This is a genomic window from Neobacillus sp. NPDC093127, assembly GCF_044754175.1.
In the GTDB taxonomy this organism is placed as follows: Bacteria; Bacillota; Bacilli; order Bacillales; family Cytobacillaceae; genus Neobacillus.
Window position 1 is genome coordinate 409844 of the sequence record NZ_JBIVOP010000002.1, and the last position, 15071, is coordinate 424914.

11 protein-coding genes are annotated in these 15071 nt (G+C 43.1%); 6 read left to right on the plus strand and 5 right to left on the minus strand.

Going from position 1 to position 15071, the window contains the following annotated elements:
• Positions 1-246 precede the first annotated feature (246 nt).
• Both ACIQCO_RS05180 and ACIQCO_RS05185 read left to right on the plus strand, forming a co-directional pair.
• Entirely contained in the window at positions 247-1668 is a 1422-nt protein-coding gene (locus ACIQCO_RS05180; RefSeq protein WP_400426581.1) for an NAD-dependent succinate-semialdehyde dehydrogenase, read from the plus strand.
• A 241-nt stretch (positions 1669-1909) separates the two neighbouring features.
• Entirely contained in the window at positions 1910-3034 is a 1125-nt protein-coding gene (locus ACIQCO_RS05185; RefSeq protein ID WP_400426512.1) for an HAD family hydrolase, read from the plus strand.
• A 99-nt stretch (positions 3035-3133) separates the two neighbouring features.
• Here ACIQCO_RS05185 and ACIQCO_RS05190 read toward each other — a convergent pair whose 3' ends face one another.
• From ACIQCO_RS05190 to ACIQCO_RS05210, 5 genes are all read right to left on the minus strand, one after another.
• A complete protein-coding gene (locus tag ACIQCO_RS05190; protein ID WP_400426513.1) occupies positions 3134-3412 on the minus strand; it encodes a hypothetical protein in 279 nt (92 codons plus the stop codon).
• A gap of 103 nt (positions 3413-3515) precedes the next feature.
• Positions 3516-4409 carry an IS3 family transposase gene (locus tag ACIQCO_RS05195; protein ID WP_400426583.1) on the minus strand — a complete coding sequence of 298 codons (894 nt, stop codon included), beginning with the start codon at positions 4407-4409 and terminating at the stop codon, positions 3516-3518.
• 11 nt (positions 4410-4420) lie between these two features.
• Positions 4421-4726, minus strand: a complete 306-nt coding sequence (locus ACIQCO_RS05200; protein WP_400426515.1) for a transposase — start codon at positions 4724-4726, stop codon at positions 4421-4423.
• Between the two features lie 171 nt (positions 4727-4897).
• The gene (gene serA, locus ACIQCO_RS05205) at positions 4898-6547 is read right to left on the minus strand and encodes a phosphoglycerate dehydrogenase (RefSeq protein ID WP_400426517.1); all 1650 of its coding nucleotides are present in this window, start codon (positions 6545-6547) and stop codon (positions 4898-4900) included.
• Positions 6540-7697, minus strand: coding sequence for a pyridoxal-phosphate-dependent aminotransferase family protein (locus ACIQCO_RS05210; protein WP_400426519.1), 1158 nt, complete (start codon positions 7695-7697; stop codon positions 6540-6542). Before ACIQCO_RS05210 ends, serA begins: the two co-directional genes overlap by 8 nt.
• A gap of 612 nt (positions 7698-8309) precedes the next feature.
• Between ACIQCO_RS05210 and ACIQCO_RS05215 the strand changes: the two genes are divergently transcribed.
• From ACIQCO_RS05215 to ACIQCO_RS05230, 4 genes are all read left to right on the plus strand, one after another.
• Positions 8310-9623, plus strand: a complete 1314-nt coding sequence (locus ACIQCO_RS05215) for a homoserine dehydrogenase (RefSeq protein WP_400426584.1) — start codon at positions 8310-8312, stop codon at positions 9621-9623.
• The gene (thrC, locus tag ACIQCO_RS05220; protein ID WP_400426521.1) at positions 9620-10681 is read left to right on the plus strand and encodes a threonine synthase; all 1062 of its coding nucleotides are present in this window, start codon (positions 9620-9622) and stop codon (positions 10679-10681) included. Before ACIQCO_RS05215 ends, thrC begins: the two co-directional genes overlap by 4 nt.
• Entirely contained in the window at positions 10678-11589 is a 912-nt protein-coding gene (thrB, locus tag ACIQCO_RS05225) for a homoserine kinase (protein WP_400426523.1), read from the plus strand. Before thrC ends, thrB begins: the two co-directional genes overlap by 4 nt.
• A gap of 173 nt (positions 11590-11762) precedes the next feature.
• A complete protein-coding gene (locus tag ACIQCO_RS05230) occupies positions 11763-14996 on the plus strand; it encodes a winged helix-turn-helix domain-containing protein (protein WP_400426524.1) in 3234 nt (1077 codons plus the stop codon).
• The last annotated feature ends 75 nt before the right edge of the window (positions 14997-15071 follow it).

Consider the following 15071-nt stretch of genomic DNA (forward strand, 5'->3'; position numbering starts at 1 on the left):
GTGAAATCCTAAACTACGGATTTTACTGCTTTTTTTAATTTTTAAAAATTTAAAAAATTCTAAATGAAGTGGTAGAATAAGGTAGATAGGATTTTAGGGGGAGGGAATGGATAAATTGGTCAGCACCCTTAAAATAGGTTTTAGAACAAGTACTAGAATAAACGGGTCATTATTTAAGTATGTATTTATAAAGGGGGGAAAGAGAATAACATGGACACTGTAAAAAAGAACTGCCAAATCTATCCGATGTATCTAAACGGTGAGTGGATTGGAAATGATTATGAAGTATTTACTGAAGTCATCAATCCGGCGACAAAGAAAGTTGTCGGTGCTGTGCCGACAGGTGGTGCTTATGAGGCGGAGCAGGCAGTTGACGCCGCTCATAAAGCCTTCAAAATCTGGTCGAAAAAAACAGCAGACGAGCGCTATCAACTTCTTATGAAGTGGTACCACTTAATAGAAGAAAGCAAGCATGAAATTGCTCGGATTATGACGATTGAGCAAGGGAAACCATTAAAGGAAGCACTAGGAGAGGTCCAGTATGCGAATGGGTTTATTTCCTGGTATGCAGAAGAAGGCAAACGAATTTACGGGGAAACGATTCCGGCTTCTCACCCGAATAAACGAATTTTGGTACGGAAGGAACCAGTCGGGGTTATTGCGGCAATAACTCCTTGGAATTTTCCAGCGGCAATGATTACGAGAAAGGTAGCTCCTGCGCTTGCTGCCGGGTGTACCGCCGTTGTGAAACCGGCAAACCAAACACCGCTTACGGCCTTGAAAATGGTTGAACTTGCCCATGAGGCTGGAATTCCCGCCGGTGTGTTAAACGTGATTACTGGAAGATCATCAGAAATTGGCGAGGTGTGGCTGAAGGATCCAAGGGTGACGAAGATTACCTTTACAGGTTCAACAGAGGTTGGAAAAACATTGATGCGCGGTGCAGCCGAAAATGTAAAAAAGGTATCACTTGAGCTGGGAGGGAATGCCCCGTTTATCGTGATGGATGATGCCAATTTAGCGAGTGCCGCTGTTGGGCTCGTTCAATCAAAATTCCGCAACGCAGGTCAAACCTGTATTTGTACAAATCGGGTTTACGTCCAAGAAGGGGTAGCTGAGCCATTTATTAAACTGTTCCAAGCAGAATTAGAAAAGCTTAAGGTAGGTAATGGGCTGGAAGAGGATACGGATATCGGTCCATTAATTGATAAGGCTGCCTATAAAAAGGTAGACGGTCTTGTTAAAGATGCCGTGAAAAAGGGTGGAAAAGTCACTTACAGCGGCCTTAAACCTGCTGCTGAAAACGGCTATTTCTATGCCCCAACGATTTTAACTGATATTCACGATGAAATGGAATGCATGAAGGATGAAATCTTTGGTCCGCTCGCTCCAATAACAACCTTTAAAACAGAAGAGGAGGTTATTGAACGGGCAAACAATTCTTGTTACGGACTTGCTGCCTACGTGTATACGGAAAATTTAAGCCGTTCTTTTAGAATCACAGAGCAGCTGGAGTATGGAATCATTGGCTTGAATGATGCCCTGCCATCAGTCGTTCAAGCACCATTCGGCGGCTATAAAGAGAGCGGCCTCGGCCGTGAAGGCGGACATTACGGAATCGAAGAGTTTTTAGAAGTGAAATATATCTCGATTGGATTGAATCTTTGAAAACTTGTCCTTCCGATGGGCCGTAAACCAAACAAATTGTGAACTTGGATTACGAGAACTAAAAAACAAGCCGTACCGCCGGAAATTCCCAGCGGACGGCTTGTTTGAATGTTGGTTAAAATAGTTAAAATTGTATCAATTGAGGTATGGTCCTCAGGCTGTGTCTCAATATGCTTCCATTAGGTTGTTCCGCTGTGTTACGATAACGTATAAAAGCAGACTAGGAAAGAGGGGATGGACGATGATTAAGACAATTTTGTTTGACGTGGATGGGGTACTTTTAAGCGAAGAGCATTATTTTGATGCTTCTGCCTTAACAGTTTGGGAGCTGCTGAACAGCCGTAATTACTTAGCATTGGCACGTGAAAAGTTTAAAACGGACTATAATGAAGCTGAAATTAAGGCAATAAGGGAACAGGTATTTAAGGGGGATAAAGCTCTCAAATTATTAAAATCCCGCGGCTTAAACGCAAACTGGGACATGATCTACCTATCATTCAGTCACCAACTAATCCACCTCCTATCGCAAATTAAGGATTCTGAATTTGAAAAAATTAACAAATGGTGTCAGGCACCAATCAATCGTGAAACATTATTAGAGATTGGCACGGTGTTGAGTAATTATCCGGTAAAGATGGATTTTAGTTTGTTTGTGGCGGATTTTGAGCGCTCGCAAGCGATGAAGCAGGAATTGCTCGGGTATTTGAATGAACTGGCACGAGAAAAGCTTGGGGTGGAAACATTGAACTTCTTAAAAGGGGAGCTATGGTCCATTTGTGAGCATGTTTCACAGGAATGGTATGTTGGCGATGAAAATGTCCTTGCTTCCACTGGGCGTCCTTCCGTGCAAATAGGTAAAAAAGGTTTCCTAGCAAACGAAACAACCCTAGCACCAAGGGAGAAGATTGATGACCTTTTTCAATTTCTAACCAGCGCTGGATTCACGATTGGAATCGGAACAGGCCGGCCCGCTCTAGAAGCAATCCAACCATTTCATCATTTAGATTGGTTGAAGCATTTTGATGATAATCGGATTGTAACCGCTGATGAGGTTTTGGCCGCGGAAAAGGGGCTTCCTGAATGGAAATCCTTATCGAAGCCGCATCCGTATACCTACATAATGGGTCTTAAAGGTAAGAAGGCATCTGTACAGGAATGCTTGGATACGGTGCTGCCGATTGAAAATGGTGAAGAGGTCCTAGTAGTCGGCGACTCTTTGGCCGACCTGCTAGCGGCGAGGCAAATGGGCTGTCAGTTTGCAGCCGTATTAACAGGCCTGTCTGGAAAAGATGCGCGAAGTGAATTTGAACAGCATGGTGCAGATTATATTCTTGATTCCGTGCTTGATTTGAAAGGGATTTTATAAAAAAGGAAAATTTGATTTTTTTAGACCCCTGTAAGTGGTTATTTACGGAAAAATTCAATCAATTCGATAATAATCGGAGTCTATCGAGGAATTTAGGCGTCATATCAGCAGGAATTCGAAGTTAATCAATGAATCTTCAAGTTCAACGGGCGAATTTTCCCGTTCAATGAGCGAATTTACGGGGGCAATGAGCGAATTTCCCTGTTCAACGAGCGAATCCAGGCGTTCAACGAGTGAATCATAATATCGGGGAATATCATCGAACTTTCTGAGCGTATCCAAGCATTCAATCGGCGAATTTTCAGGTTCAATCGGCGTATCCAAGCATTCAATCGGCGAATTTTCAGGTTCAATCGGCGAATTCTGGACTTCTGTCAATAAAATAGATATTTATCCGGCTTGATTTGGCGTATTTTTTTAACTTCCGCGCTTCGCTTGGAGGCCTCTGCGCAAAGGAATAATTTAAAAACCAATTATTCCTTTACGCAGAGGTTATATGGCCTTTACAGGCGACTTGTCGTTGCGCCATTTCATACGCCTTTTCATACCCGATTGGACTGGCGTATCCTAACGTTGAGTGTATACGTTTTCTGTTATAAAAGTTGATATAAAAATCTATGGCTGCGATTGCTTCTGCTTTGGTCTTAAATACATGTTTATAAATATATTCCTTTTTCAGTGAGGCAAAAAATGACTCTACACAAGCATTGTCATACGGGGTTCCTTTTCGGCTCATACTGATGGTAGCCTTGGTCTCTAAGAGTTCATCAATATACCTGGTTGAACAATACTGGGAACCTCGGTCAGAATGGTGGATCCAACCCTCTGATGGGTTCCGTTCAGCTATCGCCCTTCTTAAGGCACGAAGTGGCAAGGATTGATCCATATGGTCATCAACCGCGTAGCTAATAACCCTTCGTGAAAACAGGTCGAGGACAGGGTTGAGATAAAGGAATCCCTCTCCTGTATGGATATAAGTAATGTCCGTGGCCCACGCCTTGTTTGGCGCTTCCGGCCTAAAGTTCCGATCCAACTCGTTCCGATAGACTTTCTTGACGTGATCGGAATCCGTAGTATGAATATATTTTTTCGGAGGCATGGCAAATAAACCTAGCTCTCTCATACGATTGGCTACTTTCTTTTCAGATACCTTTAAGTCCTCCCTTATAAGCAAATGATGAATTCTTGGACTGCCGTAAGTGCCAAGGTTGTCATTGAAATGGAATAAGATTCTATCGTCAAGAAGTTGATTAAACCTATCCCTTTCAGTTTTATCGTCTTCCTGACGCTTTCGCCACCTATAATAACCAGCCGTTGAGACATTAAGTACCTTGCACATCTTCACGATTGAGTGCTCCTCTTTGTGAGCATATATGAATTCAAACCTTAGTTCTTTCCTTGCGTGAAGATGTGCATGGCCTTTTTTAGAATAGCCACCTCCTCCTCAAGCTCAAGTTTCTTACGTCGCTCTGTTTCATACAGCTCTTTGTATTCCGAAGCGGTCATGAGCTGGTTCTGCCTTAAGTGCTCGTCTTCCTGTTGTTTCTTGCGATAACTGGCCACCCACTTTTGTAGGGTATCGTAAGGGATATTGAGCTCTTGGCAAATATCAACTATCTTTCGGCCATCTAGAACTACTAGCTTGGTAACATATTCTTTAAATTCTTTTGGATAGGTGTTTTTTTTCGCCATGTTAGACACGTCCTTTTTCGTCTTGATATGATTTAAACATGACGCCAAAGCCGGTGTCTACTTTTTATACTAACCTCCAATTCAAGCATTCTATCGGCGAATCATAAAAACCGCGCTGCCTCCTGGAAAAAGAAGAGGGATTGCCCACATCGCAATCCCTCTTTCCACTGACTAAACACTCTCCACAATTTCCAACTCCGGCTCCACACGTCCCGGTTCAAACGTATCCACATTGGTTAACTCCAATAATTGTGCTTCCTCTAGCCCCTCAATTAACGTTAGTTCACCTATGACATTCGAGCCCATGGTTTTATCGAGTGTTAATACCATGATGGCCTCACCGCCAACCTCAGTTCGCCCTACCTGCATCGTACCAATATTTATTCCATAATCGCCTAACAGCGATCCGACCTTGCCAATCATCCCCGGCACATCGCGGTGCTTAATATATAACAGGTATTTTTCCGGCTTCACATCAATTCGGTACTGGTTGATTTTTAAAATTCGCGCGCCGTAACCATTTAAGACAGTTGCGCCAATCCGCGCTGTTTCCAGACCATTAGAAACACAAAGCTCCATATAATTTGCAAAGCCTTTATTAGTAGCATTTTTCGCAACATTATAGGAAACGCCCTGCTCTTTCAAGAGATGAAGCACATTAATCAAATTGACAGAATCACTTAAATGATAGGATAATACGCCTTTCAACAGCGTGCGTGTTAGCAATTCCGTATCCTCATCAATTAAATCACCATAATAATTGATTTCAATTTTTGCAGGGGCCTGCTTGTTTAATAACTGAATTACGAGCTGCCCCATTTGATCGCCAAGCAGTAAATAGGGCTGGAGTTTTGCCTGAGTTTCCCCGGACATTTGCGGCATATTGACCGCATTCTGAATCGACTGTGTTTCAAAAATCTCGATAATTTCCGCACTTACCTCTTGGGCCACTTTCTCCTGCGCCTCAACCGTTGAAGCCCCGAGGTGCGGCGTCACAATGATATTTGGATTTTGCAGTAATTCTACATCTGCAACCGGTTCCTTCTCAAAAACATCGAGTGCCGCACCTGCTACATGCCCAGCTTGAATCGCTCTAACCAACGCTTTCTCGTCAATCACACCGCCGCGGGCACAATTGACAAAGCGGACACCTTTTTTTGTTTTTCGCAAATAATCATCATTCACAAGCCCTCTAGTGTCATTGGTCAGCGGCGTATGAATCGTAATAAAATCGGATTCCGCGGCAATTAAATCAAGGCTTGCTTTGGTGAATCCCAATTTTTTCGCCCGCTCCTCCGTTAAGTATGGGTCAAACCCTAATATGTTCATGCCGAAGCTCTTAGCCCGTTTGGCAACCTCCGTCCCAATCTTCCCCATCCCAATAACACCGAGTGTTTTTTTATACAGCTCCACACCCTTAAAGGAGTTGCGGTCCCATTCGCCAGCCGCTGTTTTTTGATGGGCTTGAGGAATTTTTCGCGCTAAAGACAGCATCATCGCCAATGTATGCTCGGTAGCGGCAATCGTATTGGCGCCGGGTGCATTAATAACGATGATTCCTTTGCGGGTCGCGGCATTGACGTCAATATTATCAACACCAACACCAGCCCTGGCAATAACGCGGAGCCGGCCGGCAGCTTCCAGCAATTCGGCAGTTACCTTTGTTTGACTTCTTACGATCAGGGCGTCGTAACCACCAATAATCTTTTTCAACTCTGCAACAGGAAGAGTCGGCTGCCGTTCCACAATAAAATGCGGATGTTCCATTAAACTGACCAAACCTGTATGGCTAATTCCGTCGGTTACCAGTACTTTATACATGATTTATCCAAACCTCCTCAGCTCTTTTCACCGCAATACCTAACACATTTTTTCCTTCTAAAAATTTCAAGGTCATTTCAATGCTTCCTAATACTTTTATGACATCAAACGGCGTACAATACCCCATATGGCCGATTCGGAAAATTTCACCCTTCAATTTTTTCTGGCCGCCGCCAACCGTAATCGCAAATTTATCTTTAAGCAATTTTTTGATTTGTTTTGATGGTCCATCAATCGTTCTAACAGCCGTAACAGTTGGCGATGCATCTTCATCAGATGTCAATAGCGGTAGTTCAATCGCCTTTAAGCCTTCCCGAACCATCTCTTTTAAAAGCAAATGCCTTTTAATTACATTATCAAAACCTTCTTCGTCAAACATACGGCAAACCTCTTGGGCCCCGTAAATGAGTGACACGGCAGGTGTAAAGGGGGTAGATTTGTCAGTTTCATAGGATGCTAGATAGCGATTTAAATCGAGATAAAACCGTTGCGCCTTACAGCTGCGAATCACCTCTCTCGCCTCATCATTCATCGCAACAAACGCTAGTCCCGGCGGGAGCATGAGCGCTTTTTGTGAGCCGGAAACGAGAATATCGATATTCCATCCCTTCATATCTACAGGGACAGCGCCGATACAGCTTACACCATCAACAATATAAAGGGCATTGGTTACCTTCTTTACAACCTCCCCTAATGCTTTTATCGGATTAAGAACCCCAGTTGACGTTTCACAATAGGTTGCAAAAACTGCTTTTATTTCTTTTGGAATCGACTGCAAAAATTCCTCCAGCTGCTCAGGTTTACACGCCGCCCCCCATTCAATGTTCAAGCGGTGGACATTAGCGCCAAAGGTCTCGCAAATCGAAGCAAACCGGTCACCGAAAGCGCCAGCAACCACCACCACGACCTCGTCGTTTTCTTCAATCACATTAGCGGCCGCTGCTTCTAATGCGGAAGTGCCGCTTCCAGCGAGAACGGTAACAGGATTTTCTGAACCAAACACAGGCATTAGGCGGGTTGCAACATCTTCAAGTAATGTAGGGAATTCTTGGCTGCGGTGGGCAATCATTGGCTGATTCATCGCCGCTTTCACGCGATCAGGAATCGGTGTTGGACCAGGGGCGAATAAGTATTGCTGATCAAGTAACATCGAAATCATCCTTTCAAATTTTTGTTAGGTATTAGCGCCGAAGGACCTTGGAACTTTTGCTCTTAAAATAGAAAACGTCCCTCATAACAGGCAGAATAATCCTGTTATGAGGGACGTGAATAAACGCGTGGTGCCACCCTCTTTTGCCGCAAGAAAAATACATGCAGCCTTAACAAAATAACGGTTTTTACCGGGCTAGCCTACTTCAAGCTTTCAGCTGCCAGTTCAGAAGGGCTGGGCTGTATTCTAATCAGAAAATCCTCGCGTAAATTCTGGTTAGCATGAATTAAGAAATTGCACCGGTTCGCAGCAGCCACCGGCTCTCTGAAGCATTTTCTTAATGCCGTCTTCATCATCACTTTTCATCCATATCATAACCCAAGTTGATTGAAATTTCAAAAATTAACTAAATATAGGGACTATTCTACAACGATACCTTCAGTATTGTAAAGAGATAAAGCAGAAAAAATTTTTGCCTAAAATAGTATTCCATGTATGACGCAATAGTAAGCGATTACATAGTAATTGAAGAAAACAAAGCTATTGTAAAAATATTCAGAGAATCATATAATGTCTACAACAGAAAAACATTTGTACGTCACAGGTGGACAAATGCAGGAGGGGAAACGAGTGAAAGCCATCTCAATTGGGTTATTAGGTTTAGGCACAGTTGGTTCAGGAGTTGTCAAAATTATCAAAAATCACCAGGATAAATTAATCCACCAAGTGGGTTGTCCGGTTATCATTAAAAAAATCCTTGTTCAAGATTTACATAAGGATAGACCGGTTGAAATCGAAACCGGGCTATTAACATCAAACGCCGACGAAATTCTCCGTGATAAGGAAATAGATGTGGTTATCGAGGTAATGGGCGGAGTAGAGGAAACAAAAGACTATTTAATCACTGCACTCCGCAATGGAAAGCATGTAGTAACCGCGAATAAGGATTTGATGGCCCTGCACGGTTCAGAGCTGTTAACGGTTGCTTCCGAGCATGGCTGTGACCTCTTTTATGAAGCAAGTGTGGCCGGAGGCATTCCCATCTTACGGGGCCTTGTTGATGGGCTAGCATCCGATAGAATTACTCAAATGATGGGGATTGTAAATGGAACAACGAATTATATCTTAACGAAAATGAGTGATGAAGGCCGCTCCTATGATGAAGTTCTGAAAGAAGCCCAGGACCTTGGGTTTGCCGAAGCGGATCCAACTTCAGATGTCGAAGGTTTAGATGCCGCCCGCAAAATGACGATCCTGGCGACATTAGGTTTTTCGATGCACATTGATTTAGATGATGTGAAGGTAAGTGGTATTTTGAGCATTACCGAAGAAGACTTACGGTATGGAAAACAATTAGGCTATACCATGAAACTAATCGGCTATGCTCATCGTGAAGGTGAAAAAGTCGAGGTTAGTGTAGCTCCTACCTTTTTGTCTAATAATCATCCGCTTGCCTCCGTGCAAAATGAATATAATGCCGTTTACGTTTACGGCGAAGCAGTCGGGGAAACGATGTTTTATGGTCCTGGCGCCGGAAGCCTGCCGACAGCAACAGCAGTTGTTTCCGACCTGGTTGGTGTTATGAAAAATCTAAGATTAGGTGTAAATGGCCGCAGCGCCGTCACACCGCAATATCCTAAGCTGTTAAAGGACAATGAAGAACAGTTCTCAAAATATTTCTTGCGGATTCACGTACAGGATGAGGTTGGCGTTTTTGCGGATATTACTGCCATTTTTGCAAAATACGGCGTAAGCTTTGAAAAAATACTTCAGCTGCCAATTAAGAAAAATGAAACATCGGAAATCGTCTTAGTTACGCACAAAGCTTCGCTAACTAATTACGATAAAATTTTACTAGAGTTATATGATTTAAAGGCAGTAAAGGAAGTAAAAAGTGCGTATAGAGTGGTGAGGAAATCGTTATGAGATGGCCAGGATTGCTAGAAGCCTATAAAGAGTATTTACCAATCAACAATCAGACTCCAAAACTTACATTGAATGAAGGAAATACCCCGTTAATAAAGCTCGAACGACTGTCTCGAGAATGGGATGTCGAGCTTTATGTGAAAATGGAAGGGGCGAATCCGACAGGATCCTTTAAAGACCGGGGAATGGTCATGGCTGTTGCCAAGGCAGTCGAAGAGGGCAGTAAAACGGTCATCTGTGCCTCAACTGGGAACACTTCTGCTGCCGCTGCTGCCTATGCGGCGCGGGCAGGCTTAAACTGTATCATCGTCATACCCGAAGGGAAAATTGCCCTCGGCAAACTTGCCCAGGCGATGATGTATGGGGCGGAAATCATCTCGATTGAAGGAAATTTTGATCAAGCGCTGAAGATGGTGCGAAATATTAGTGGGGAAGAACCAATTACGCTCGTTAATTCCGTGAATCCATTCCGATTAGAAGGGCAAAAAACAGCGGCCTTTGAGGTATGCGATCAGCTTGGTGATGCTCCAGATATTTTAGCGATTCCAGTTGGGAACGCCGGTAATATCAGTGCTTATTGGAAAGGATTTAAAGAATATGCCTATAAAAAGGAGGCTGGCTTACCACGGATGTTTGGTTTTGAGGCTGCAGGTGCCGCCGCACTTGTTCATAACCGTGTCTTTGAAAACCCAGAAACGATTGCCACAGCAATTCGAATCGGAAACCCGGCAAGTTGGGATTTAGCTGTATCCGCAGTTCAAGAATCCAATGGTCTTTTTGATGAAGTCAGTGACGAAGAAATTGTCGCTGCCTATAAAAAGTTAGCCGCCTCTGAAGGTGTTTTTGCTGAACCGGCATCTTGTGCCTCCATCGCAGGTGTTTATAAAAGTATCCAAACTGGAAAAATTGCTAAAGGAACAAAGATTGTAGCTGTCCTTACTGGGAATGGCTTGAAGGACCCGGATACGGCGATAGAAAGCAGTCTCGTTAAGCCGGTCCGATTGCCAAATGATGAAAGGGCAGTGACCGAACATATTCGAGGAGTTGTCCGTGGATGACTCTAAAAGACCGTTTTGTTATCAAAGTACCTGCGAGTACGGCAAATCTTGGGCCGGGCTTTGATTCGATTGGACTTGCCCTTGATTTGTATTTAACTTTGGAAGTGGAGCAAAATGATAAGTGGGAATGTTATTCTTTAAGTGAGGAACTGAAGGATCTTCCAACTAATGAGGAGCATTTTATCTGCCAGGTTGCGATTAAGACAGCAGCAACCTATTCCGTTGAATTACCCCCGTGTAAAATTAACATCAACAGTGATATCCCGTTAGCACGAGGGCTTGGTTCAAGTGCCGCCGCGATTATCGCCGGGATTGAGCTTGCAGACGTTGTTGGCGGCTTAAGTTTAACCAAGGAGGAAAAGCTCCTCCTTGCTACTAAGATGGAGGGCCATCCGGATAATGTGGGTGCCTCTCTCTATGGTGGACTAGTGGTTGGGTGTTATCAGCAAAACGAAGTGGATATGCTGTCATTCACAAATCTTCCTATAGAAATAGTTGTAGTCATCCCGCAAGAAATTCTATTGACGAAGGAATCACGAGACGTTTTGCCAGCAGCCTATTCTCGTCGTGATGCCGTCCAAGCTTCGTCCACTGCTAATCTTATGATTGCAGCCCTATTAAGTCAAAACTGGTCTCTGGCAGGAAAAATGATGGAACAAGACATTTTACATCAGCCTTACCGAAAACCGCTGATTCGCTCATTTCATGATATTGAAAAAACAGCTAAATCCAATGGTGCTTTCGGAGTGGCCTTGAGTGGTGCTGGACCGACCGTTATTTGCTTTACCGAAAAAGGAAATGGAAGGCAGCTGTCACTAGATTTACAAGCAGTTTTTCAGGAAATGACTGTGAAACCTCTCCATATCGATTATTTTGGAAGCAGGGTAAAAGTAGTTGAAGTTTACTAATCGAGAAAAGGGCTGCCACTGGCCGCCCTTTATCTATTGACCAGCTCTAGGGAGACCATGTCATATTTCTTGGAAAATATAGCCTATTTGTTTTCTCCAAACTCGTACACATATCGCTTTTTCTATGATAAAATAGTGTAAATATTGTGTAAATGGAGAGGGGGGATTTAGAATTGAAGCTGCCGATTATTCAAACAAAACTGCGGATTCCAGCCGTGAAGGAGGACTTTATCAGGAGGGCACAGCTTACTAGGAAACTAAAGAAGATCCCTGACTTTCCGCTGACGATCATTCATTCTGGAGCAGGCTATGGAAAAAGTACGGCACTTGCCCTCTTTATGAAGGATGAAAAAATCCCGGGCTGCTGGTACTCCATTTCGTCGATGGATGATGACATTCTTCCTTTTCTCTCCTATATCATCCATTCCATCCGCACAGTTCTCCCTGATTTCGGTGAGGAATTATCTGCCTATATTGACACGATGGACCGCTATATCCGCGATGAGGAATTGAGTGTATTATCTACCCTTTTTATCAATGAAATTCTCGCGATCGATTCCGAGATTACCTTGATCCTCGATGACTTTCATCAAATAGAACATTCTTATACAATCAACAGCTGGATGGAAAAATTGCTTGAACACATCCCCGCCAATTTACATATCGTCCTTTCGAGCCGCAGCCGCCCGGGATGGAAATATCTGACGAAGATGAAGGCTTGTGGTCAGTTATTAGAACTTTCAAGAGAAGACTTAGTCCTTACGATGGAAGAAATGGAGCTGCTGCTAACCGATCTTTATCGATTAGAAGTCGAGCCCGAGCATTTACAAACGATTTACGAGATGACAGAGGGCTGGGTAATCGCCTTATGCATGATTGCCCAGCAAATCCCGCTAAAAAAAGACATTACCGAGCTTTTTGAACACTCTTCACACTCCCTTCAGGATTTTTTTCAGTATTTAGTGATGGAGGTTTTTTCAAAACAGCCGCCAATGATCCAGCAGTTCCTCGAGCAAACGTCGATATTTGAAGAAATAGAGGAAGAAATTTGCGATGAAGTCATTGGCCTTCATGGAGCCTCCGGATTGCTTGAACAATTGAAAGACCGGAATTTATTTATCCAGAAGATTGGCATGAACCATTATCGTTATCACGCCTTATTTAAAGACTTTCTTGAAAATATTTTTCAAAAAAATAACCCGAATCATTATGCGGTCCTTCACGAAAAATGTGCCCGTTTTTATGAAAAAAGACAATTGTGGGAGGAGGCACTTCATCATTATAAAAAAATCAATCACTATCAAGCGATTGCTTCCATCTTACAAGAGAACGGCTTAAGGATGCTTGAAAGTGGAAAATTGGCGAGCCTGCATGATCAATTAACGATTCTACCAGAAGCGGAGATGGAAACGTACTACCTTCTTTGGTATTTAAAAGCGGAAATTCATCGCTATCGTTCCCAATACCAAGAGGCCGAGGCTTATTATGAAAAGGGCTTTAATGGTGCAGAAAAAAAGCAAGATGCCCTTGGAATGAGTATGGCACTGGAAGGGAAAGCGAAGATTTATTTAGATACGATTCAGCCCCATCATGCCGAAAAGCTTTTATATGAGGCGATTGCCTACAGGGAAAAATGTAAGAGTTCAGGTGCAGAAAGAGGTAAACTCTATCAATTGCTATCTGAGAATCTACTAAACTTAGGAAAAGCATCAGATGCTGAAAAATGGATTCAAAAAACAAAGGCAGTTCATTATGATGGAAATTTAGAAGCAAGATTGTATTTAAGGACCGGCCGATTTAACGAAGCCAAGAAAGTCCTATACAAAGAAGAGTTGAATGGAACAATCGTTACCTCGCTGCCCCAGGCCCATCGTGAAACCGATTTATTGCTTTCCTTAATCGAAGCCTTTACTGGCGAGGGAGTAAAAGCGAAAGAGCTTGCCCAGCAGGCCATTCAACAAGGAATAGGCAGTAAAGCGCCGTTCGTTGAGGCGTGCGGCTGGATCCGCATGGGTCATGCCGTGCAAATTTTAAATAAATATGAAACCCATTTAGCCGAAAACTGCTACCAAACAGCGTTAGAAATCATGGATCAGCTGGGTGTTGACAGAGGGAAGGCCGAACCGTTAATGGGACTTTGTATTTTATACGGAACAAGGGGAGAACTGGAACGGGCACTGGAGGCGGGAAAGAAAGCACTCCAAGAGACAGAAAAGGTTCATGACGTTTGGCTCTCAGCCTTAATTACGCTTTGCATGGGGATTACCTGCATTTATAATGAACGGCTGCCGAAGGCGTTTGTATACTTGGAAAAAACAGATTCCTTATTTCAACAGTGCGAAGACTCCTTTGGTCAAATGCTCAGCAAGTTTTGGTTTTCGTATCTTTTTTATCTTGAGAAAAAGCAAGACTTATATAACCATACAATCGATGAATTTTTAACACTTGTGCAAATTCATGAATACGAATTCTTTTTTCATAAAAGATCCGTTTATAGCCCAAGGGATTTACAACTGTTTGTGCCATTATTACTTGAGTGTATGAAAGCGGAAATCCAAACGCCATTTGTCACGAAAACCTTACAGAATCTAGGGGTTAGCACATTTGACTCCCATCCCGGTTACTCCATTCGTGTTCAAACACTTGGTCAATTCCGGCTTTGGCTTGGTGAGAAAGAGGTTTGGGAAAAGGAATGGCAAAGAGAAAAGGCGAAGGAATTATTTCAGTTATTCATTACCACAAATGAGCCAATCGCCAAAGATGAAATGATACAAATTCTTTGGCCCTATCAAGACAAAAAAAGTGCTGACCGAGATTTCAAGGTGGCCTTAAATAGTCTTCTGCAAGTATTAGAACCAATGCGGAAAGCAAGAGCGGCCCCCTTCTTCATCATTCGAGACGGAATGTTTTACGGGGTAAATCCACAAGCCGTGATTGAAGTGGATACAACGCATTTTCAGTCGCTGATCCAGGACGGCTTAAATGAAAGCGCTGACGAAAAGGTTATTTATTTCCTTGAGAGAGGTTTGACCCTTTATCAAGGCGACTATTTGCCTGACCGCCGTTATGACGATTGGTGTATCAGTAAAAGGGAGAGCCTGCTCGTTTATTTTTTACGTGGTGCTGAGAAAATGGCGCAATTAATGGTTCGCCGCGAAAACTACGAAGCGTCAATTTACTGGTGTGAAAAAATTCTCGAACGCGACCGCACATGGGAAGAAGCCTATCGCTTACTTATGTACTGTTACTATCGAAAAAACAATCGTCCCCAGGCGATGAAATGGTATCAAAAATGTACAGAGGTGTTAGAGGAAGAACTAGGTGTAACCCCACTAGAACCGACAAAACATATGTACCGTATGATTATTGAATCAGAGAACAGTTTAAATCCGATTGAGCAGCCTTAGAGTAGGGCTGTTTTTTATTTTGTAACTCCCCTGTAACTTCAAACTCCTATCATAAACTCAAAGCTTTGCAAGTTT